The sequence below is a fragment of the Microbacterium sp. Mcb102 genome (genome assembly GCF_024519805.1).
Taxonomy (GTDB): domain Bacteria; phylum Actinomycetota; class Actinomycetes; order Actinomycetales; family Microbacteriaceae; genus Microbacterium.
On the sequence record NZ_JALJRG010000003.1, the window covers coordinates 206,358 to 226,714 of the forward strand.

Annotated in this window: 17 protein-coding genes; 11 read left to right on the forward strand and 6 right to left on the reverse strand. The window is 69.6% G+C overall.

Annotated elements, in window-relative coordinates:
• Nucleotides 1–32 precede the first annotated feature (32 nt).
• Both OC372_RS09935 and OC372_RS09940 read left to right on the forward strand, forming a co-directional pair.
• Complete coding sequence (locus OC372_RS09935) at nt 33–734, forward strand: NRDE family protein (RefSeq protein WP_262001749.1); 702 nt, start codon at nt 33–35, stop codon at nt 732–734.
• 119 nt (nt 735–853) lie between these two features.
• Nucleotides 854–1,861, forward strand: coding sequence for a LacI family DNA-binding transcriptional regulator (locus tag OC372_RS09940; protein ID WP_262001751.1), 1,008 nt, complete (start codon nt 854–856; stop codon nt 1,859–1,861).
• 13 nt (nt 1,862–1,874) lie between these two features.
• Here OC372_RS09940 and OC372_RS09945 read toward each other — a convergent pair whose 3' ends face one another.
• On the reverse strand, nt 1,875–2,846 hold the full coding sequence (locus OC372_RS09945; RefSeq protein WP_262001753.1) for a GlxA family transcriptional regulator: 972 nt from the start codon (nt 2,844–2,846) through the stop codon (nt 1,875–1,877).
• 85 nt (nt 2,847–2,931) lie between these two features.
• On the opposite strand from OC372_RS09945, the gene OC372_RS09950 reads away from it, so the two are divergent.
• Genes OC372_RS09950 through OC372_RS09960 form a run of 3 tightly spaced genes read left to right on the forward strand, consistent with a single transcriptional unit; the run spans nt 2,932 to nt 4,399 of the window.
• Nucleotides 2,932–3,093: a hypothetical protein gene (locus OC372_RS09950; RefSeq protein WP_181156328.1), complete on the forward strand. Its 162-nt coding sequence runs from the start codon at nt 2,932–2,934 to the stop codon at nt 3,091–3,093.
• A 32-nt stretch (nt 3,094–3,125) separates the two neighbouring features.
• Nucleotides 3,126–3,758 carry a LysE family translocator gene (locus OC372_RS09955; RefSeq protein ID WP_029262802.1) on the forward strand — a complete coding sequence of 211 codons (633 nt, stop codon included), beginning with the start codon at nt 3,126–3,128 and terminating at the stop codon, nt 3,756–3,758.
• Between the two features lie 47 nt (nt 3,759–3,805).
• Complete coding sequence (locus OC372_RS09960; protein ID WP_262001756.1) at nt 3,806–4,399, forward strand: hypothetical protein; 594 nt, start codon at nt 3,806–3,808, stop codon at nt 4,397–4,399.
• Between the two features lie 3 nt (nt 4,400–4,402).
• Here OC372_RS09960 and OC372_RS09965 read toward each other — a convergent pair whose 3' ends face one another.
• Nucleotides 4,403–5,641 (reverse strand): glycosyltransferase, encoded by a 1,239-nt coding sequence (locus OC372_RS09965; RefSeq protein ID WP_262001757.1) that lies wholly within the window; start codon nt 5,639–5,641, stop codon nt 4,403–4,405.
• A 126-nt stretch (nt 5,642–5,767) separates the two neighbouring features.
• Entirely contained in the window at nt 5,768–7,000 is a 1,233-nt protein-coding gene (locus OC372_RS09970; RefSeq protein ID WP_262001759.1) for a glycosyltransferase, read from the reverse strand.
• A 125-nt stretch (nt 7,001–7,125) separates the two neighbouring features.
• Here OC372_RS09970 and OC372_RS09975 point away from each other — a divergent pair, with 125 nt between their 5' ends.
• Nucleotides 7,126–7,713, forward strand: a complete 588-nt coding sequence (locus OC372_RS09975) for a hypothetical protein (protein ID WP_262001761.1) — start codon at nt 7,126–7,128, stop codon at nt 7,711–7,713.
• A gap of 24 nt (nt 7,714–7,737) precedes the next feature.
• Here the strand turns inward: OC372_RS09975 and OC372_RS09980 are convergent, their stop codons facing one another.
• On the reverse strand, nt 7,738–8,148 hold the full coding sequence (locus OC372_RS09980) for an MmcQ/YjbR family DNA-binding protein (RefSeq protein WP_262001763.1): 411 nt from the start codon (nt 8,146–8,148) through the stop codon (nt 7,738–7,740).
• Between the two features lie 48 nt (nt 8,149–8,196).
• Complete coding sequence (locus OC372_RS09985; RefSeq protein WP_262001764.1) at nt 8,197–11,205, reverse strand: alpha-mannosidase; 3,009 nt, start codon at nt 11,203–11,205, stop codon at nt 8,197–8,199.
• A gap of 155 nt (nt 11,206–11,360) precedes the next feature.
• On the opposite strand from OC372_RS09985, the gene OC372_RS09990 reads away from it, so the two are divergent.
• Nucleotides 11,361–12,392 carry a LacI family DNA-binding transcriptional regulator gene (locus OC372_RS09990; RefSeq protein ID WP_105711559.1) on the forward strand — a complete coding sequence of 344 codons (1,032 nt, stop codon included), beginning with the start codon at nt 11,361–11,363 and terminating at the stop codon, nt 12,390–12,392.
• 32 nt (nt 12,393–12,424) lie between these two features.
• On the opposite strand, the gene OC372_RS09995 is transcribed toward OC372_RS09990, so the two are convergent.
• Nucleotides 12,425–13,735, reverse strand: coding sequence for a glycoside hydrolase 5 family protein (locus OC372_RS09995; RefSeq protein WP_262001767.1), 1,311 nt, complete (start codon nt 13,733–13,735; stop codon nt 12,425–12,427).
• Between the two features lie 216 nt (nt 13,736–13,951).
• Here OC372_RS09995 and OC372_RS10000 point away from each other — a divergent pair, with 216 nt between their 5' ends.
• Genes OC372_RS10000 through OC372_RS10015 form a run of 4 tightly spaced genes read left to right on the forward strand, consistent with a single transcriptional unit; the run spans nt 13,952 to nt 20,330 of the window.
• Entirely contained in the window at nt 13,952–15,253 is a 1,302-nt protein-coding gene (locus OC372_RS10000) for an ABC transporter substrate-binding protein (RefSeq protein WP_105711557.1), read from the forward strand.
• 3 nt (nt 15,254–15,256) lie between these two features.
• Complete coding sequence (locus tag OC372_RS10005; RefSeq protein ID WP_105711556.1) at nt 15,257–16,183, forward strand: carbohydrate ABC transporter permease; 927 nt, start codon at nt 15,257–15,259, stop codon at nt 16,181–16,183.
• Complete coding sequence (locus OC372_RS10010; protein WP_105711555.1) at nt 16,180–17,115, forward strand: carbohydrate ABC transporter permease; 936 nt, start codon at nt 16,180–16,182, stop codon at nt 17,113–17,115. Before OC372_RS10005 ends, OC372_RS10010 begins: the two co-directional genes overlap by 4 nt.
• Nucleotides 17,112–20,330, forward strand: coding sequence for a GH92 family glycosyl hydrolase (locus tag OC372_RS10015; protein WP_262001770.1), 3,219 nt, complete (start codon nt 17,112–17,114; stop codon nt 20,328–20,330). The genes OC372_RS10010 and OC372_RS10015 overlap by 4 nt, the downstream gene beginning before the upstream one ends.
• The last annotated feature ends 27 nt before the right edge of the window (nt 20,331–20,357 follow it).

The following is a 20,357-nucleotide window of genomic DNA, read 5'->3' on the forward strand; positions in this document are numbered from 1 at the left end:
GACGTCGTCGCCCTCGACCTAGACTTGGACCCGTGTGCACGGTCGTGATCGATGTCGAGAATGCCGGTGTCGCGAGGCTCTTGGCGGTGCGTGACGAAGACCCGCAGCGGGAATGGGACGCCCTCGGCCCCTGGTGGCCGGAGCGGTATTCGGGCGTGATCGGGATCCGGGATCGTCGCGCGGGCGGAGCCTGGCTCGCCGCGAACCCCGCGGAACGGCGGCTGGCCGTGCTGCTGAACCGCGCCGACGTGCGCGACCTCCCCGATGCGCACGCCGTCTCCCGCGGATCCCTCGCACTGGAATCGGTCATGGGCCGCTCCCCCGTCGCCCCGCTCCCCATGCACGGCTTCAACCTGCTGGAGGTCGGTCCCGAAGGTGCGCGCGTGCTGTCATGGGACGGCGTCGAGCTGCGCGAGACGCCCATCGATCCGGGCACGCACATGATCGCGCACGACGACCTCGACGACGAGACGACTCCGCGGATCGAGGCCTGGCTGCCGGAGTTCCGTGCTCTGGGTCCGTCGGCCGACAGCCCGGACTGGACGGCCGAATGGACCGCGCTGCTGGCGTCCTCGACCGAACTGCCCCCCGAAGACGACCGCGCGATCATCCGCGACAACCGCCCGCACGGGTACCCCACGCAGTCGCTCCTCTATGCGACGGCATCCGTCACCCCCACGGGCCTCGAGGTTCGCGATCACGCGTTCCCCACACCGGCGCACTGGGGTGTCTGAGCGCACGCTCCGCGCCTCACGGGGTGCAGGCAACGGATGCGCCACGCCGAGGACTGCGTAGTCATTCCCCGCCTCCCCGCGGTCTAGCATGGGAAGCCCGGCACGGAAGAGGAGGGCCCATGCCGCCGAAGTCCCGCGGTGTGACCAGCGTCGACGTCGCCCGAGCGGCGGGCGTGTCGCAGACGACGGTGTCCCGCATCGTCAACGGCCATGAGGGCGTGTCGGAGCGAGTGCGCGCCAAGGTCGAGGCGGCCATCCAGCAGCTCGACTACCGCCCCAACCTCAGCGCCCGAAGCCTCGTCACCAGCCGCACCCAGACGATCGGCGTCGTGCTGGGCGACCCGCGCAACAGTTACTACGCCGAACTGCTGCACACGATCAGCGATGATCTCAACCGAGCCGGATACCGCGCTCTCATTCTCAGCGGTCGCGCCGACACCACCGAGGACCTCGCGCGGACCCTGCGGGAGACGAACGTGGACGGCGTCATCCTCACGACCACGCTGCTCTCGCCCGATGACGAGGGCCGCATCGTGTCGCTCGGCGTTCCCGCGGTGACGATGGGCCCCGGCGCCGTGTCCGACAACGACTCGATCTCTCCCGACAACATCGACGGGGGTCGCATCGCGGGCCGCCACCTCGCATCCCTCGGACATCGACGCATCGGAGTGATCGCCGGCCCGCTCGGCACGACCTCCGTCCGCGACCGACACGAGGGGTTCCTCTCGGAGCTCGACGCCGCCGGGGTCGTGTTCGATCCGTCGCTGCTCGACGTCGCCGACCTCGACTACACGAGGGCGTTCGAGGCGGCGACTCGCCTGCTGCAGCTGCCGGAGCCCCCCACCGCGCTCTTCTGCCACAACGACCTCGTGGCCTTCGGCGCCCTGAACGCCGCGAAGGCGCTCGGAATCGGCGTGCCGGATGAGGTGTCGGTGCTCGGGTTCGACGATGTGGCGATGTCATCGTGGCAGGCGTTCGATCTCACGACGGTGCGCCAGCCGATCCTCGACATGGCGCACGGCGCCGTCGAGCTGCTGCTCGCGCGTCTCGCCGCGCCCGAACAGGACGCCGCGCACGTGCTGCTGCCCTGCTCACTGGTCGAGCGTTCGACCACCAGGGCGCTCTGACCGGAGCGCCCGCTCACGCCGCCGAAGACTCGTCCGACGCGCAGGAGAACCGCGCGCGGTAGGCCGTGGGGGTGAGTCCGAGGACCCGTGCGAAGTTCTGTCGGAGCACCGCCGCCGAGCCGAAGCCGCATTCGTCGGCGATGTGGTCGAGCGGAAGGTCGGTGCGCTCCAGCATCCGCTGCGCGTGGATGATGCGCTGGCGCGCGAGCCACGCGGCGGGCGTCGCCCCGTACTCGGCCTTGAAGCGCCGGGCGAAGGTTCGCGGTGACATCAGTGCCCTGGCCGCGAGCTGATCGACACCGAGGTCGTCGCGGAGGTGCTCGACGGCCCAGTCGGCGACCGCGGCGAGCGAGTCGGTGGGCACCACGGGGATCGGACGGTCGATGAACTGCGCCTGGCCGCCGTCACGCTGCGGCGGCACCACCATGCGGCGCGCGATGCGGTTCGTGAGCTCGGCTCCCACCTCCTGGCGGAGCAGATGCAGGCAGGCATCGATCCCGGCGGCGGTGCCGGCGCTGGTGATGATCTTCCCGTCCTGCACGAAGAGCACGTCGGGGTCGATGTCGATCTGCGGGTACATGTCGGCCATCACGTGCGCGTACATCCAGTGCGTCGTCGCCCGACGTCCGTCGAGCACGCCGGCGGCGGCGAGGATGAACGACCCGCTGCAGACGCTCATCACCCAGGCGCCGCGGTCGACCGCGTGCCGGGCGACGTCGAGCAGGAGCGGATCGATGTCGCCCCAGCGCTCGCGAGGGAGCGGGCAGAACACCACGAGGTCGGCTTCGTACGCGAAGGCCAGGTCGTGCTCGACGTTGACGGAGAAGCCGATCTTCGAGTGCACGACACCCGCGCGCGGGGCGACGATGCGGAAGTCGAAGTTCGGCACGCCGTCGCTGGATCGATCGAGTCCGAACGCCTCGCAGGCGACGCCGAACTCGAACGGCGCGAAGCCATCTTGGATGACGCAGGCCACTGTCTTCATGCACACTCCCGATTGGCAGTTTTCATACGATGGTAGTCGACTCTGCCACTCGTGACAGTTCGGCATCGAACGTAGCGTTTCTGCCATGATACTCGTCATCGCACTCCTCGCTCTGGTCGCATGGGCGACTATCGCCACCGTCATCGAACTCCGTCGCGACGGCTACCACCCCACGCCGACGGACTGGAATCGCGTCGGCGGCCGCGACGTCCACCAGAGGGCCGAGTCCGGACACGGCTACCGCTGAACCGCGCTCGACCCCCGGTGTATGGTCGGCTCATGATCCCGCTCGACAGCCTCGTCGCCTTCGCCGTCGCCTCCGTCGTGATCATCGCCATCCCCGGTCCGAGCGTGCTGTTCGTGATCGGCCGCTCTCTCTCGCTCGGTCGCCGTGCCGGCGTGCTCAGCGTCGTCGGCAACGCCCTCGGCACCGTACCGGCCGTTCTCGCCGTGGCCTTCGGGGTCGGCGCCATCGTCGCGTCTTCCGTGGTGGCGTTCACCCTCATCAAGATCGTCGGCGCCGCCTACCTGGTCTGGCTCGGCGTACAGGCGATCCGCCACCGTCACGACCACGTCCCTGATGCGGATCGAGCGCCGGCCTCCGCCGCGAAGCTGCTGCGCCAGGGCTTCATCGTCGGTCTGACCAACCCGAAGACGATCGCGTTCTTCGTGGCCGTGCTCCCGCAGTTCGTCGTCCCGGCGGCCGGCCCGGTCTGGGCCCAGCTTCTTCTGCTCGGTCTCACCTTCCAGACGCTCGCACTGGTCTGCGACAGCGTGTGGGCCCTCGCCGCCGGAACCGCGCGCGCCTGGTTCGCCCGCTCGCCGCGTCGCATGTCGACACTCTCCGGCACCGGCGGCGTGATGATGATCGGGCTCGGCGGCACGCTGGCCCTGACCGGCGCCAAGAGCTGAATCCCCTCCCCGTGCGAATCGCGGGCGCCACGGCTACGCTCGTCGTCATGAGCGAGCCCCAGCAGCCTCCCGCGCACCTGCCCGCCGATCCGCAATACCCCGGCACGCACACGTTCCCGACCCACGCGTCCAGTGCGCCGCCATCGACCCCCGCTGCTCCCGCCGCTCCCACGCATCCGACCGCCGCCCCCGCGCATCCGACGGCCTACCCGACCGCTGCTGCGGCATACCCGGCCGGGGCTTCGGGCCAGCCCGCAGCTGCGGCCTACCCGGCCGGGGCTTCGGGCCAGCCCGCGTCGTGGCCGGCCGCGGCGGCAGCTCCCGCCGCCCCGGCCGGCAGCGCGCTCGGGCGGACCGCCTTCGTGATCGCCGTCATCACACTCGCGGTCAACCTCATCTCCTCGATCGTGCGACTCCTGATCTACACGTCGAACTTCGGATACGGATCCGCCTACGCGATCGATGAGGCGATCGGCGTGATCTCCTTCTTCGCCTACCTCGTGGCGCTCGTGCTGGGCATCATCGCCGCGCGTCGCCCGGGTCCGCGCCTTCTCGCCGGCGTCGCGATCGGCATCGCGGGCGCCGGTGCCCTCGGGATGATCTTCAGCTGGGTCGGCATCGCGTTCCTGCGATTCGTGTGACCCTCAGCCTGCGTCAGCGCCGGTGAGCACCCGCTCGTAGACCTCGACCATGGCCGCCGTGCGCGACGACTGGCGGAACGCCTCGGCGACCTCGGGCACGGGGGTCGGCGCGGTGCCGGCGGCGATGTCGGATGCCGCCAGCCGCAGGGCCTCCGCGAGCGCAGCGAGTCGTCGGGCCTCGAGCTCCCGGCCCGATGCGGTGGCGCCGGCATCCGGAACCGCCCACAGCCCCCCGCCGAGCTCCGCCGCGATGTCGGGGTCACAGATCACGGAGGGCGTGCCGAGCGTGGCCGCCTCGAACGGCGTCATCCCCTGGGTCTCGAAGCCGATCGACGTCTGCACGAGCGCGTCGGCGGCGGCGATCCGCTCCAGGGTCTGCGGGTAGGTCAGTCGTCCGGCGAAGCGCACGCCGTCGTGGCCGCGCACGATCTTCTCGGCCGCGGCCCGCTGCCCTCCGCCGCCGATGATCTCGAGTTCCGCGTCGATGCCGGCGGCGACGAACGCGTCGAGGAACGGCAGCAGGCGCTTCTCCGGACTCATCCGTCCGAGCCAGACGAAGCGGGGCCGTCCGGGCTCCCGGGCCGCCGGTCGCGCAGCGAGCGTCTGTGCGCGCAGGTCATCGTCGATGCCGTTCCAGATCACGTCGACCCGCGGGAACACGTCGTGCTGCTCGAGGCGTCGGGCGAAATGCGTCGATGGCGCGGTCACAGCGGATGCTCCGGCGGCGAGACCGCGCAGGAACGACCAGCCGTCCACGCCCCGCACGGGTTCGCCGATCCCACGCATCGCCCTGTGGCGCCAGGCGTTCAACACGGCGAGCACGGGGCGGTGCAGCGGAGTGACGGCCGCGATCCCGACATCGACGCGGTTGTGCATGGTGTGCACGACCGGGATGCCATGGCGCTGGGCGTAGCGATGCCCGATGAACGCGCCCCAGAAGTCGGCTTGCACGTGCACCAGGTCCACCGTCGGGCGGCGGGTCATGGCCTTGTCGAGGAAGCGGTCGGTCGCGCGCCCCGGCCACGTCATCGAGTACTCGCGGTCGAGCGTGATCGGCATCGACGGCAGGTCGATGTACGCCCCGCCGTGCGAGCCGGACGGCACGCGCGAGCCGTGCATCTTCGGCGCGACGACCGTGACAGTGTGTCCGGCGCGTTCGAGGAACTCCCGCTGGAGCCGCATCGACACCTGCGCTCCGCCGAGGGAGTCGAGGTGCTGATCGCCGAAGAAGACGATGTGCATGGCGCGCTACTCCGTCGCCGAGGCGTCGCGGCGCCGTGATCCGAGGGGGATACCGTGCATGGCGCGCTACTCCGTCGCCGAGGCGTCGTGGCGCCGTGATCCGAGGGGGACACTGTGCATAGCGGGTTACTCGGGCAGCGGCTCGTCGCGGTACAGCGCCTCGAAGGTGTCGAGGGTGCGGTTGATGTCGTGGATCGCGACACCGTCGAGCGATGCGCGCTGCATCCGCTCGTACTCCGCAGGTTCCGCGGTGAGCACATCGGTCAGGCGGGCGGCGAGCGCATCGACGTTGCCCGGCTCGAACAGGTAGCCGTTCTCGCCGTCGTGCACGAGGTGCGGGAGGGCGACGGCATCCGCCGCGACGATCGGCAGCGCCGACGCCATGGCCTCCATCGTCGCGATGGACTGCAGCTCGGCGATCGACGCGATCACGAAGAGACTCGCCCGGGACAGCAGCGCCCGGAGCTCCTCGTCGGTGGTGCGCCCGTGGAACGTGACCCGGTCGGCGAGACCGAGCTGCGCGGCCAGGTGCTCCAGCTGCTTGCGCTGGTCGCCGCCGCCGACGATGTCGAAGGTCGTGTCGAGCGCCGGGTCGAGCTTCGTCATCGCCTTGAGGATGACCTCGACCTGCTTCTCGGCGGTGAGCCGGCCGACGAAGACGATGCGGTTCTTGTCGCGCGGGGCGATCACCGGCGTGTACTGCGTGCGGTCGATGCCGCAGCTGACGGGGATCACACCCTCCACCTCGACGGTCTTCTCGAGGAAGTCGGCCGCGCGGCGGGTCGGGGTGGTGATCGCTCGCGTCAGGTCGAAGGTGCGCTTGGCGTCGGCCCAGGCGAACTTCAGGACGAGGTCGTCGATGAACTTCGGCATGGTCGTGTGATCGAGGATGTTCTCGGCCATGACGTGGTTGGTCGCGATGACCGGGATGCCGCGCTCGTGCGCGATGTAGGCCAGGCCGCGGCCGATCACGATGTGCGACTGGATGTGCACGACATCCGGCTGCACCTGGTCGATGACCTTGCGGGCGTAGGGCTTCGACCGCCACGGCCAGACGAACCGCAGCCAGTCGTGGGGAGCCCAGCGCACCGACGGCAGCCGGTGCAGGGTCATCGGCTCGCCCTCGATGACCTCGGTGTGCGGCTGCGCGCGCCGGTAGGCCTGGTTGGGGGCGACGACGTGCACGTCGTGGCCGCGCTGCACGAGGCCCGCAGCGAGGCGCTCGGCGAAGCGGGCGGCGCCGTTGATGTCGGGGGCGAACGTGTCGCAGCCGATCACGATCTTCAACGGGCGGGGCGCGGGTTCGGCGGCGGGGCCGCTCGACGGATCGATCGGATCGTCGGAGGGAGTCACAGACATGCAGCCTTACGATGTGGCGGCCAAGGGAAAGCCCTGGTCGGGCGCTGGCCACTCTACCCGAGCGCCCTGCGCGGACGGCCGAGGCGTACCGGGCATCCCTCAGCCTCAGCCGTTAGCGTGGAGCCATGCGACTGACTGCCGACGCCGATCCCCAGCTGTGGATTCCCGTGACGGACTCGCTCGGATGGAAGGGCCGTCGGCACCGCAAGGCGGCGATCCGGATGCTGCTGGGCCAGGTCAATGCGGCCGTCGGCGCGACCGAGCGCCCCGGATCGCGGTTCGGCGCGTGGGCGATGAGTCAGGCGGCGCCGATGCTGATGAAGCGGGCGGACGGCCGCGTGCTGGTGTGGACCTGGAAGGCCGAACCGGAGCTGGTCGTGGCGATGGCGACCGCGCAGGTCCTGACGCCCGACGTGCGGATCGCGCGAGCGTCGATGCCGATGGACTACGACGACACGGAGTCCTTCCCCACCCGGCTCGGTGTGGGCGAGAAGCTGCTCGTGCCGATGCCGCCCTCGCCGGCGTCGCCGCCCTTCGCGACCTACACCTGGGACACGGGTACGCATCTGGTGACGCTGACCGCGGTGTGCAGCGACAAGGAGCGGTTCGGCACGCTGGTCGGCGCGCTCGATGAGCTGGCGCGCAGCATCCGTATCGCCGACGACCTCGCCGGCGGAGAGTCCCCCGACGTGCTGCGACTCGATCCCGCTTGAGCAGCCCTCGAGGCAGCAAGCCGCTCAGCCCAACCCGCGCTCCGCGAGCCACTCCTTCGCCACCCCGGCGGGTGCCCGCACCAGCCAGGCATCCGTGATGATCTCGTCCAGCCGATCGCGGTCGACGGCGTCGAGGCGCACGAGCAGCCCGGGGTATCCGTCGAAGTGGGGGATCGTGAACAGCGCCTCGGGCTCGGCCGCGAGCAGGGCGTCCTTCTCCTCGAGGTCGGCGACACGCACGGCGAGCACCTCGCCCGCTGGCCACTCGCGCCCGAGCTCGGAGAGCTGCCGCAGGTCGGTCGCGCTAGGGCCGCGGAGCCAGGCGAACTGCCCGCTCTTGACGCGCCACGCGGCCTCGCCGGTGTGGCCGCTCACCACCTCTTCAACTCCGGGGAGCGCAAGGGCGATCGCCCGCACGTCGTCGATGCTCGCCATCCCGCCATCGTCGCGCACCCGCCCGGCGACCACAACGGGAACCGAGCCTCAGCGCACGATGCGCAGCGTCCGCACCTCGAACGGTCGCAGCTGCAGCTCGCCGCCGACCCGCGCGTCGTCGATGTCGTCTTCGATCAGGCTCACCTCGCGCACCTCGCGGTGCTCGAAGCGGACCACCAGCTCGCCGACCGCTCGGCGCCCGAGCGCCTCGTACACCCGCACGATCACGTCGCCGGAATCGTCGTCGGCGAGCTTGACCGCCGACACCACGATGCCGTCTCCCTGCACCGACACGAGCGGCTCGACCTCACGCGCACCACGCACGACGCTCGGAAGCGCGTTGATCCTGATTCCCTCGGCCGTCGCGACCGCGGCATCCGCTCCGATCACGAAGCCGACCTCGATCTCGTGGTGGCCGTGGTCGGTGTCGGGGTCGGGGAAGCGCGGGGCCCGCAGCAGCGACAGCCGCACCGTCGTCGTCACCGCGTCGTCAGACACCTCCCGCGAGGTGTCGTACCCGTAGATCGAGTCGTTGACGAGGGCGACGCCGAAGTCCTGCTCGCGCACCAGCACGAAGCGGTGCATCGAGGTCTCGAACTTCGCCGCTTCCCAGCTGGTGTTCGTGTGCGTGACGCGTGACTGGTAGCCGAACTGGGTCTCGGCCTCGGTGTGCGCGGCCTGGATGTCGAGCGGGAACGCGAGCTTGAGCAGCTTCTCGGTCTCGTGCCAGTCGATCTCGTTGCGCAGCAGCACGGTGCGCGACTCGGGGTGGAGGATGATCGTCTGCTCGATCGTGGACTCCGAGAACGGACGCACGACCACGATCCGCGCGGCCCTGCCGACCATCGACGCTTCGATCGACGTGACCGAAGTGAGGTCGTCGACGCTGTTGCGGTAGTACCGGTCGATGTCCCACGCGTCCCACATGTTCGGGAAGTCCTGGTGCAGCTGGAAGAGGTTCGCGGCCTTGCCCTCGGCCACCGCCTCGCGACCGCTGGCCTTGTCGATGGCGGACACGATCAGGCCCTCGGCCGACACCAGCACGGAGACGAGCTCGTTCTCGAGTCGCCACCCGCCGTTCTCCTCGGTGAGTGAGACCGGCGCCGCGGTCGGCTCGGCGACGAACGCCGCCCCGAGCGCACGTCCGCGCCCGACCGATGTCGGCTCGAACTGCAGCTCGCGGTCGCCCTCGCCGGCGAGCGAACGGCGAGCGGCGAGGGAGATGTCCTCGGCATCCGACAGCACGTCGCTCAGCACGGCGACCGCCTCCCGATGCACCCACGCGATCGAGGTGCCGGGCAGGATGTCGTGGAACTCATGCAGCAGCACGGCCTGCCACAGCCGGTCGAATTCGGCCTGCGGATACGCGGCGCCGGTGCGCACCGCATCCGTCGCGGCCCACAGCTCGGCCTCGATCAGCGCATGCTCGGCCCAGCGGTGCAGCGCCTTGGTGGCGTGCTGGCTGGTGAGCGTGCCACGGTGCAGCTCGAGGTACAGCTCGCCGACCCAGACCGCCGGATGCGGCAGCTCGGCCTTGGCGGCATCGAAGAAGACGTCCGGGTGCTCCCACACGACCTGTGCACTGCCCTCGAGGTCGCGCAGGCGCTCGGCCTTGCCCGTCATCTCGCGGGTCGTGCCGCCGCCGCCGTCGCCCCAGCCGACCGGTGCGATCGACCGCGAGCTGAGTCGGTTCTCCTTGAACTGGCGCGAGGCCTTCGCGACCTCCATGCCGCTCAGCTGCGAGTTGTAGGTGTCCATCGACGGGAAGTGCGTGAACACCTGCGAGCCGTCGATGCCCTCCCAGAGGAAGGAGTGATGCGGGAAGACGTTCTGCTGGTTCCAGGAGATCTTCTGCGTGAAGAACCACTCGAACCCGGCACGGCGCATCAGCTGCGGCAGGGCGGGCGAGTACCCGAAGCTGTCCGGCAGCCAGACGCCCTTCGACCGGATGCCGAACTCGCGCTCGAAGAACCGCTGCCCGTGCGAGAACTGCCGCACCAGCGACTCGCCCGTCGGCATCACGGTGTCGGACTCGACCCACATGCCACCGAGCGGCAGGAAACGCCCGGCGGCGACCGCGGCCTTGACCCGCTCCCACACCTCGGGGCGATGCTCCTTGATCCAGGCGTACTGCTGCGCGCTGGACATGCCGTACTGGAACTCGGGCTGCTCCTCGATGAGCGTCGTCATCGACGAGGTGGTGCGTGCGACCTTGCGGATCGTCTCGCGCACGGGCCAGAGCCACGCGGAATCGATGTGCGCGTGGCCGACGGCCGAGATGCGGTGCGCGCTGGCCTCGGCGGGCGCGGCGAGCACGTCGGCGAGGCGGGCGCGGGCGTCGGGTGCCGTCGCCACGATGCGCTGCAGATCGAGCACGTCGAGGGCGTCGTCCATCGCCTGCAGGATGCGCATGCGGCGCGGCGACGTCGCCGGCAGCTCGGCCTGCAGCTCGAACAGCACCTCGAGGTCGAGCGACAGATCGAAGACCTCCTGCTCGAACACGGCCAGGTCCATCCGGCGCGCGCGGTAGAGGCGTTCCTTCGAGGAGGTGAGGATGTCGCCCTCCTGCGTCGGCAGGAAGGGGTGGTAGTCGAGCAGCACCGGGTTGGACGCCGCCTCGAGGTACAGCTCCACGGGCTCGTCGCCCGCGGCCGCCTCGGCGATCGGCACCCACTGGTTGCGGGGGTTGATGCTCTTCACCGGGATCGGGTCGGACCCTGCGGCGCTGCGACGGTACGCGAGCGCCTCGCACTGGAAGCCCGTCATGTTCACGTCGAATCCGAGGTCGATGAGCGCCTCGACGCGGCGTCCGGCCCATTCGGCGGGCACGCGCCCGGTGAGCTTGAACCAGGTGGTGCCCCACGCCGGGCCCCAGGGTGCGCCGACGGTCCCGGCTTCGTAGTCGAGCGCGAGCCCCTCGGCCGGAGCGATCGGCTCGCCGGGCAGTTCGTGGATCGCGACGTCCAGCGGCACGGAGGCCGAGTGGATCGCCGGGCGGATGCGCTCCTCGAGGACCCGCTTGACGCGGCCGACGGTGAGCGAGGTGTCGTCATGCATGGGAATCTCCGGGCTCGACGGTGAGTGCTGGTCCGCGGCGCGACAGGCGACGCCGTGTTGATGCTATCGGATTTACTAAAACGATCTAGTAGCCAAGTCTAAACGCATCGTCACTTCTTCCGCGAGACTAAATCGATCAAGTATGGTGAGGGACTATGACCCCGGCGAAACGCGTCACCATCGCCGACATCGCGCGCATGGCAGGGGTCTCTCCCGGTGCCGTCTCCTTCGCGCTGAACGGCCGCCCCGGCGTGAGCGACGAGACCAGGCAGCGCATCCTCAGCATCGTCGAAGAGAACGGCTGGCAGCCGAGCTCGGCGGCTCGAGCGCTGGTCGGAGCGCGCGCCAACACCGTCGGCTTCGCCCTCGCCCGCCCGGCACGGTCGCTGGGATCCGAGGCGTTCTTCACCGACCTCATCGCCGGCATCGAGTCACGGCTGTCGGAGAGCAAGGTCAGCCTGCAGCTCCGCCTCGTCAGCGACATCGCCGAGGAGATGGAAGTGCACCGACAGTGGCGCTCCTCCAACCAGGTCGACGGCTTCATCTTCATCGACCCCCGCGAGGACGATCCCCGCGTCGGGCGCATCGAAGCCCTCGACGCCCGGGCCGTGATGATCGGTTCCGAGCCCTCGCCGGAGGGCTCCGTGCCGAGCGTCTGGATCGGCGACGACACGGTGGCCGAGACGCTCTTCTCCTACCTGGTCGCCCTCGGGCACACCCGCATCGCCTACGTCGCCGGCCCGGCCGAACTCGAGCACACGCGCCTGCGTGCCGAGGTGCTCGGGCGCATGAGGACCGACGGCGTCGAGGGCGAGGTCATCATCACGGACTTCTCGCCCGCACGAGCATCGGCGGTCACGCGCTCGCTGCTCTCCGGTCGGCAGCAGCCGACCGCGATCGTCTACGACAACGACGTGATGGCGGTCGCAGGCCTCCGCGTCGCCCAGGAGATGGGCCGTGCCGTGCCGCGCGACGTCTCCCTCGCCTCGTTCGACGACTCCGTCATCGCCGGACTGATCAACCCGTCGATCACGGCGATGACCCGAGACACCTTCGAACTCGGAGAGCGCGCGGCGACCCTACTGTTACAGCAGATCGAGGCGGGAGTGAACCTGCCCAGCGTCGAGGGTCCGACGCCGGTGCTCACGGCACGCGAGAGCACCGCTCCGCCCGCGCGCCTCGCCTGAACGACCTCGTCCGGCCCGAACCGCGGTCGCGGTCAGCTCTGGACGACGGTGTTGACCGATCCGTAGGGATCGACGACGTCGGCCGACAGGTCGGGACGAATGAGGCGGCGGATGCCACGCGCATCGAGGACAACCGGGTCCTGCGCGTCACGCGACGTGACGAGGGCCGGGTCGAGTCCGGCAGCGCAGGCATCGACCCAGGCCTGGAACACCGCACCGCCCGGGCTCAGCGCCGCCCGACTCACGGGAACCTCGCGCTCGTCCACGTCCACCACGATCGCCGTGTCCCGCACGGGCGGCGCGACGCGCTGTCGCAGGTCGGGGATGATCTCGGCGAGACGCCGACCGATGGGTTTCGCCGCGCCGTCCTGACCGATGAGCCCGAGGGTGTACTCCAGCTCGGGGAAGTCACCGAGGTCGCGGCTGACGTCATGCGAGCACCACCAGGTGATGCCCCAGAGGTTCTGGGTGCGCGCGGCGGAGCGCACGGTCGCCTCCAGGAAGCCCGGCATCTCCTCGTCGGTGAGACAGTTCGAGGGCGCGCCCACCTCCTGCAGCCACACCGCCCGGTCGGGATCGGTCGCGAAGGCGCGGGAGAGCTCGATCAGGTACTCGGCGTGGCGATCGGAGGCGACGGAGCGACCGCCGTAGCGCTGGGCGGTGCCGTTGAAGATCCAGGAGTGGATCGTGGTCATGGCCCCCAGGCGCGACGCATGCGCGGGCGTGAAGCCGTGGCCGTCCATGTACCAGACGGCGTCGTACTCGCTGTGGACGTGCGGGATCCCCGGCGCCGCGGCCTCCGCCGCCGCCAGCAGGGTCGAGATCCAGCCGCCGGCTTCGTCCTGCGTGACCGGCCATGGCGACGGGTGCGTGTGCGCGGAGAACTGGTTCGTCTCGTTGCCGAGCGTCAGGCCGAGGAAGTTCGGTGCGTCACTCAACGCCCGACCGAGCCGGTCGACGAGCGCGACCTGACCCTCGAGCGCCCGTGGATCGGTGAACATGTTCTTGTCGTGCCACGTGTACAGCCACGAGGGGACGAAGTCGAAGCTCGAGAGGTGCCCCTGGACCACATCGATGCCCGCATCCATGCCGAACTCGCCGGCGATGTCGACGACGGCACGGACGTCGTCGATGGCCTTCTCCCGGATGAGCGTGCGGTTCGGCTGCAGCACGGTCCACAGTGGGAAGACCCTGACGTGATCGAGCCCGAGCTCCGCGAGAGCCGCGAAGTCCCGGCGCACGTCGTCGGGGGTGAAGTCGAGCCAGGAGTGCATCCAGTTCTTCGACGGCGTGTAGTTCGCCCCGAACCTCAGAGGAGCATCGAGGGCGCCGCGCTGCGTCATGTGTCAGACCTTTCGGACGTGCCCTTCGAGGAGGGCGGAGTTCGCACCACTATAACGCTTGAGCAACGAACAGTGCGCACTCCTGCACTTGCAGGCAGTGCGTCGCCGGACGATTGCCTTGACAGGGAGGAAATCGGATGGTTTCATCTGCTAAAGCGCTGTAGTCCCGTTCCTGCGGACTTCGCGCGGATTCGCCCGCCTCGAGGAAGAAGCACGATGAAAGTTCGCACACGCATTGTCGCTCTGGCAGCATTCAGCATCGGCGTTCTGGCGCTGACGAGTTGCACAGGAGGCGGCGGCACCTCCGGCGCCGCGGGCCCCATCGACACATCGGGCGAGCTGAGCGGCACCATCCAGTTCCAGACGTGGTCGCTCAAGAACGAGAAGTTCACCCCGTATTTCGAGGACCTCATCGACGCGTTCGAGAAGGAGCACCCCGACGTGACGGTCGAGTGGCTCGACCAGCCGGGCGACGGCTACCAGGAGAAGATCCTGAGCCAGGCGAACGCCGACACCCTCCCCGATGTGCTGAACCTGCCGCCCGACATCGCGTACCCGCTGGTCGCCGCGGGCAAGCTGATCGACCTGGAGACCGCCGACCCCGACCTGAAGACCGCCTACAACACGGGCGCCTGGGAGGCCTACAGCCAGTACCCGGGCATGGAGGGCACGTACGGCCTGCCCTGGTACCTCTCCAGCGACGCCTCCTGGTGGAACCTCGCGCAACTCGCACCCTTCGGCGTCACCGAGGAGAACCTCCCGACCACGGTCGACGAGCTCCTCACGCTCGCGAAAGACGTGGCCACCGAATCCAACGGCAAGGTGCAGCTCCTCTCCTCGATCCCGGCCCTCGACACGTTCACGGCCGCCGGCATGGAGGTCATCAACGACGAGGGCGAGTTCGACTTCAACACCGACGAGGCCGCGGCGATCATCGAGAAGTACGCGGATGCGTACGCGGCCGGCGCGATGCCCGCGGAAGCCCTGACCGGTGACTACGGCGGAAACGCGGAGGCGTACATCCAGGAGAAGGTCGCCTTCACCACCGGCGGCACCGGCTTCACGACCGACCTGCAGAAGGACGCACCGGCGCTGCTCGAGAACACGGTGGCGACGCCGCGACTCGGTGTCGCACCGCTGTACGTGCAGGGGCTCAACGTCTCGGCGGACTCCGACAACAAGGAGGCCGCGCTCGCCTTCGCCGAGTTCGCGACGAACGAGGAGAACCAGGTGGCCTTCTCGTCGCTCGCCGTCGGCACCGCTCCCGGAACGGCCGAGGGCGGAGACCAGGTCGTCGACAACATCGCCGCGACCGTCACCGACGAGAAGCAGCTGTCGGCGATCGACACCGTCTTCGGCGCGATGAAGGACGCCAAGGCGCTGCCGTTCCAGTGGACCTCCGACATGGCCACGTACATGACCCAGCAGATCGCCCTCGCGGTCAACGGCGAGGCGGACGCGAAGGCCCAGCTCGACAAGATCGTCGAGTACGCCAACGCCAACCGCGTGGACAAGTAAGCCATGCGCGCGGACACCGGCATCACGGCCGGCCGGAAGACGATGAGATCCCACCGGTGGTTCACACCCTGGCTGCTCCTCGGGCCCGCCGTCGCCTGGGTGCTGGTGTTCGCGCTCTGGCCGTTCCTGAACACGGTCTTCCTCAGCTTCACCGATGCCAAACCCCTGCGGACGCCCGAGTTCGTCGGCGGGGCGAACTACGAGCGCATGTTCGGCGACGAGATGTTCTGGAACGCCCTGACGACGTGCCTCATCTACGTGGTCGTGTGCGTGCCGCTGCTCACGATCCTGCCGCTGCTGCTGGCGCTGCTCGTGCAGAAGAAGCTCCCCGGCATCTCGTTCTTCCGCACCACGTTCTACTTCCCCGTGATCGCCTCGGTGGTCGTGGTCGCCCTCATCTGGACCTGGTTGTTCGACAGCCGCGGCATCATCAACCAGACGCTCGAGTTCCTCGGGCTGGTCGACAAGCCGATGGCGTTCCTCGTCGATCGCTGGCTGCTGCTCGGCTGCGCCATCCTGCTCACGGTCTGGAAGGGCCTGGGCTACTACATGGTCGTGTACCTCGCGGCGCTCGGGAACGTCGGCAAGGAGCTGCACGAGGCGGCGATGCTCGACGGCGCCGGGTCCTTCCGCCGGTTCCTGTCCGTGACGATCCCCTCGGTCCGCGGCGCGATGCTCCTCATCTCGGTGCTCATCGCGGTGTCCGCCATGAGGGTGTTCGCCGAGCTCGATGTGCTCTCGAAGAGCACGGGCGGCCCGGGCGGATACGACATGTCGCTCGTGATGCTCATCCGCCAGGTCGGCTCCGGCCTCAACGGGAACATCGGATACGCGTCCGCCATCAGCGTGGCGCTGTTCCTGCTCACCCTCATCCCGCTCGTCGCGATCGCCGTCATGAATCGCGAGAAGAAGGCGAAGGTCTCCGCATGAGCACGCTCACGCCGCCCCGTTCGACAGAGGACGCCCGCCCCTCCGAGGAGCTGTCGGCGCCGACCCGCGAGCGCATGTTCCGCCGCCGCGGATCCGGCGATTTCAGCAAGCCGACCCTCGGCGGTCTGATCGGTCGATACGCCCTCCTCCTCTTCGTCCTGGTGCTCGTGATCGGGCCGTTCATCTGGCAGCTGTCGACATCCTTCAAGGGGCCCCAGGAGAACATTTACTCCTTCCCGCCCGAGCTCATCCCGCGCGAGCCGACGCTGCAGAACTACAGCAGGGTCGCCGACATCGTCCCGGTGTACCTCTACGCCTGGCACTCGCTGCTCGTCTCGGTCGGCACGGTCGTCAGCAACGTCGTCCTGGCCACGTTCGCGGGCTACGCGCTGGGCTGCATGAGGTTCCGCGGCAAGTGGATCGTGATGGCGATCCTGCTCTCCACGCTGCTCTTCCCCGGCGAGGTGACGGTGACGAGCAACTTCCTGACGATCCGCGCCCTCGGGCTGGCCGACACCCTCTGGGGCGTCTTCCTCCCCGGCGCGATCAGCGCGATGAACGTGCTCCTGATCGCCACCGCCTGCCGCATGATCCCGAAGGACGTGCTGGATGCCGCGACGGTCGACGGTGCGACCACCTGGCAGCGCATCCGCCACATCGTGTGGCCGAACATCCGCGGCATGGTCTCGGTGGTCGCGATCTTCGCATTCATCGGGGCCTGGGACGACTACCTCTGGCCGCTCATCGTGCTGTCCGACCCGTCGAAGTACACGCTGACGGTCGGCATGGCGTATCTGAACAGCAGCTTCTCGGTCGACCCGCGCCTGATCGCGGCCGGCACCATGATCGCTCTCGTGCCCATCGTCATCATGTTCTCGTTCACGCAGCGCTTCTTCTTCAAGGGCGTGCAGGAGGGCGCGATCAAGGGGTGAGCGCCGCGCATCTCACGCCGGCGGACGGGCCGGCCGATCCTCCGTCGTCCCGTCCCCGAGCGGGCGTGCTGCCCGGCCCGGTGTTCGCCTTCGCTTTCGATCCCTCTGCCGGCGAGCAGCGGGTCGACGTGCCCGGGCTCACCGACCTCGAGATCTCCCCCGACACCGTGCTGCACTGGGCGTTCTACGCCGACGGTCCCGCGGCGACACTGTCTCCGCACGCAGCCCTCGCTGTGACGGTCGATGTGCGCTTCGCCGACGGCGCACGACTGAGCGACACGTCGGCCGTGCGCGATCGCTACGACTTCCCGCTCACCGCGCAGGCGCAGTTCGCCGCCCGCTGGAGTCTGCCCGAGCAGTGGAACGCCGACACCGTCTCCCTCGCCCCCTTCGCACGCCGCAGCGGCACGGTCGAGGTCGTGCTCTGCGCCGCATCCCTCCCCGGTACCGCCGACCTCCCCGCGCGGTGCACCGGGTTCGTGCAGGTCGTGATCGAGGAGCGGGCTCCCTCCGCCGACCTCACCCCCGTCGAACGGGTCGACACCCGCCGCGGCTCGCATTCGGGTCCACGGTTCTCCCGCGGCAACACCATCCCGGCGGTGGCGATGCCGCACGGATTCACGTTCGTCACACCGGCGACCGCCGCGGAAGACGCCCGCTGGCCGTATCGGCCGTTCGTGCATGACGACCCCCAGGGGCGACGGCTCGAAGCGCTGCAGTTCTCCCATCAGCCGAGCCCGTGGATCGGCGATCGCTCGGTGCTGCAGTTGATGCCGTTCCTCGGCGCGCCCACCTCGCGCCGTGCCGGACGGCGGCGTTGGATCACCCCCGGCTCCGAACGGGCGCGTCCGCACGAATACTCGGCTGATCTCGGCGACGGCCTGCAGGTCGAGATGACGGCGACGTCGCACACGGCCGCGTTCCGCGTGCGCGGCGCGGATGCCGCCGCCCCGGTCGGCTTCGTCATCGATCAGCTCACCGACGCGGGGCGTCTCTTCTGGACGGATGCCGGCGGATTCGAGGGGTGGATCCCGGAGGGGCCCGAGGACTGGGGCAACGCTCCCCGTTGCTTCTTCGCCGGATCCATATTGCGGACCCCGCACGGCGTCGAAACGGACGAGCGTGGACCACTCGACGACGACGGGCGGGGCAGGGTCGCCGGGTACATCGGCGGACGCGGGGCGCTCGAGGTACGGATCGGCATCTCCTTCCTCTCGATCGATCAGGCACGGCACAGTCTCGACTCCGAGGCTCCGGCAACCATCCCCTATGAGGAGCTGCGGGGCGCGGCCGCCGCCTCCTGGAACCGGCTGCTCGGCCGCGTCACGATCCCACCGCTGCCGGACGCGGAGGCCCCTTATCGCACGCTCGCCGACGAGGAGCATCGGTCCCGGATCGCGGCCGCGCTCCACCGGATGCACCTGTACCCCAACAGCGCGGCCGAGAACGCCGGGACCGCGGAGGCGCCGGTCTGGCGATTCGCCGACGTGTTCGCCGCGCGCGAGTCACACGACGAGAGCGGAGTCGCACCGGCCGTCGACGGCGAACTCGTCGTGAACAACGGATACTGGGACACCTACCGCACCGAGTGGCCGGCTCTCGCCCTGCTCGATCCCTCCCTCGCTGGGCGGCTCCTCGACGGGCAGCTCGAGCAGTACCGCCGGGGAGGGTGGATGGCGCGATGGAGCGCACCCGGATACGTCGACAGCATGGTCGGCACCTCGAGCGACCAGATCTTCGCCGATGCCGCACGCTGGGGCGTGGACTTCGACCGCGTCACCGCGTTCGAGAGCGGATGGCGGAACGCGTGCGAGCCGGGGCCGGATGCGCGCCGCGGCCGCAAGGGCATCGCGAGGGGCCGGTTCACCGGATACATCCCCTCGGAAGTGCCGGAGGGCATGAGCTGGAGCATCGAGAACGCGGTGAGCGATGCCGCACTCGGGAGGCTCGCGGCGCAGCTCGCCACCGAGTCCGCCACGGCCGCGGACGCCGCGCGCTACAGATCCTTCGCCCGATACTTCGCGAATCGCGCCCGGTCGTATCGCACGCTGTTCGACGAAGACACCGGGTTCTTCCGCGGCCGGGACGATCAAGAGGCGTTCTCCGCATCCGGGTTCGATCCGCGATCCTGGGGCGGAGACAACGTCGAGACGAACGCCTGGGGCATGTCGGTCGGCGCCGTGCACGACGGTGCGGGCCTCGCCGACCTCTACGGCGGTCCCGCCGGTCTCGGACGCCACCTCGACGCCCTGTTCGCCGAACCCGAGACCGCCGATGAACGCTTCGGCGGCGCGTACGGCACCGTCATCCATGAGCAGCGCGAGGCGAGGGCGCTGCGTTCCGGGATGTGCGCGATCTCGAACCAGCCCGCACACCACATCCCGTTCATGTACGCGTTCAGCGACCGACCGTGGCAGTCAGCGCCGCTCGTGCACGACCTCGCCGCGCGCCTGTTCGCCGGAGCGCACATCGGCCAGGGCTTCCCCGGCGACGAGGACAACGGCGAGATGAGCGCCTGGTGGCTGTGGGCCGCGCTCGGCCTCTACCCGCTGGAGCTCGCGTCGGGGCGGCTGCGGATCGGGTCGCCTCGCTTCGACGACATCCGCGTGGATCGCGAAAACGGTTCCTCCCTGCGCATCCGGTCGCGTCGAGCCACCCCCTCGGCCCACATCCTGCAGGAGGCGCGACTCGACGGGGTGCCCCTGCGCTCGGCCGACCTGCCGATCGACGCGCTCTCCGGCGACGCGGTGCTGGAACTGGACTTCGGCGTCGACCCGGCCGCAGCGCTCGAAGCGGGCTCCTCCCTCCACGACCTCGCGATCTGGTGCCCTGACCTGGCCCCCGGCGCCGGTGAGGTCGTCGCCTCCACCGACACCATCCATCCGGACCGCGTCTTCGACGACGGTGTGCCGTCGGGGGATGCCGGTGTCGCGCTGCGTCGCGGGGAATGGGTGGGATGGCGGTTCGAGGAGCCTCGCGGCGTGACCGACGTCAGCGTGACCGTGGCGGCGACGGCATCGTCGTCGGCCCTTCGATGGGAGGCCGAAGGGACGGACGGCCAGTGGATGCCCGTCACGATGACACACCGGGCCGAGCTGCCGGCCGACCGCACGACGCCGTTCACCCTGACAGCCCGGACCGTGACCTCGGCGCTCCGCGTGCGCGCGGTGGCCGAGGTCACGCTCCGTCAACTCGAGATCTTCGACCTGGGCTGATCCCTCCGGTCGGCCACTCCTTCTACA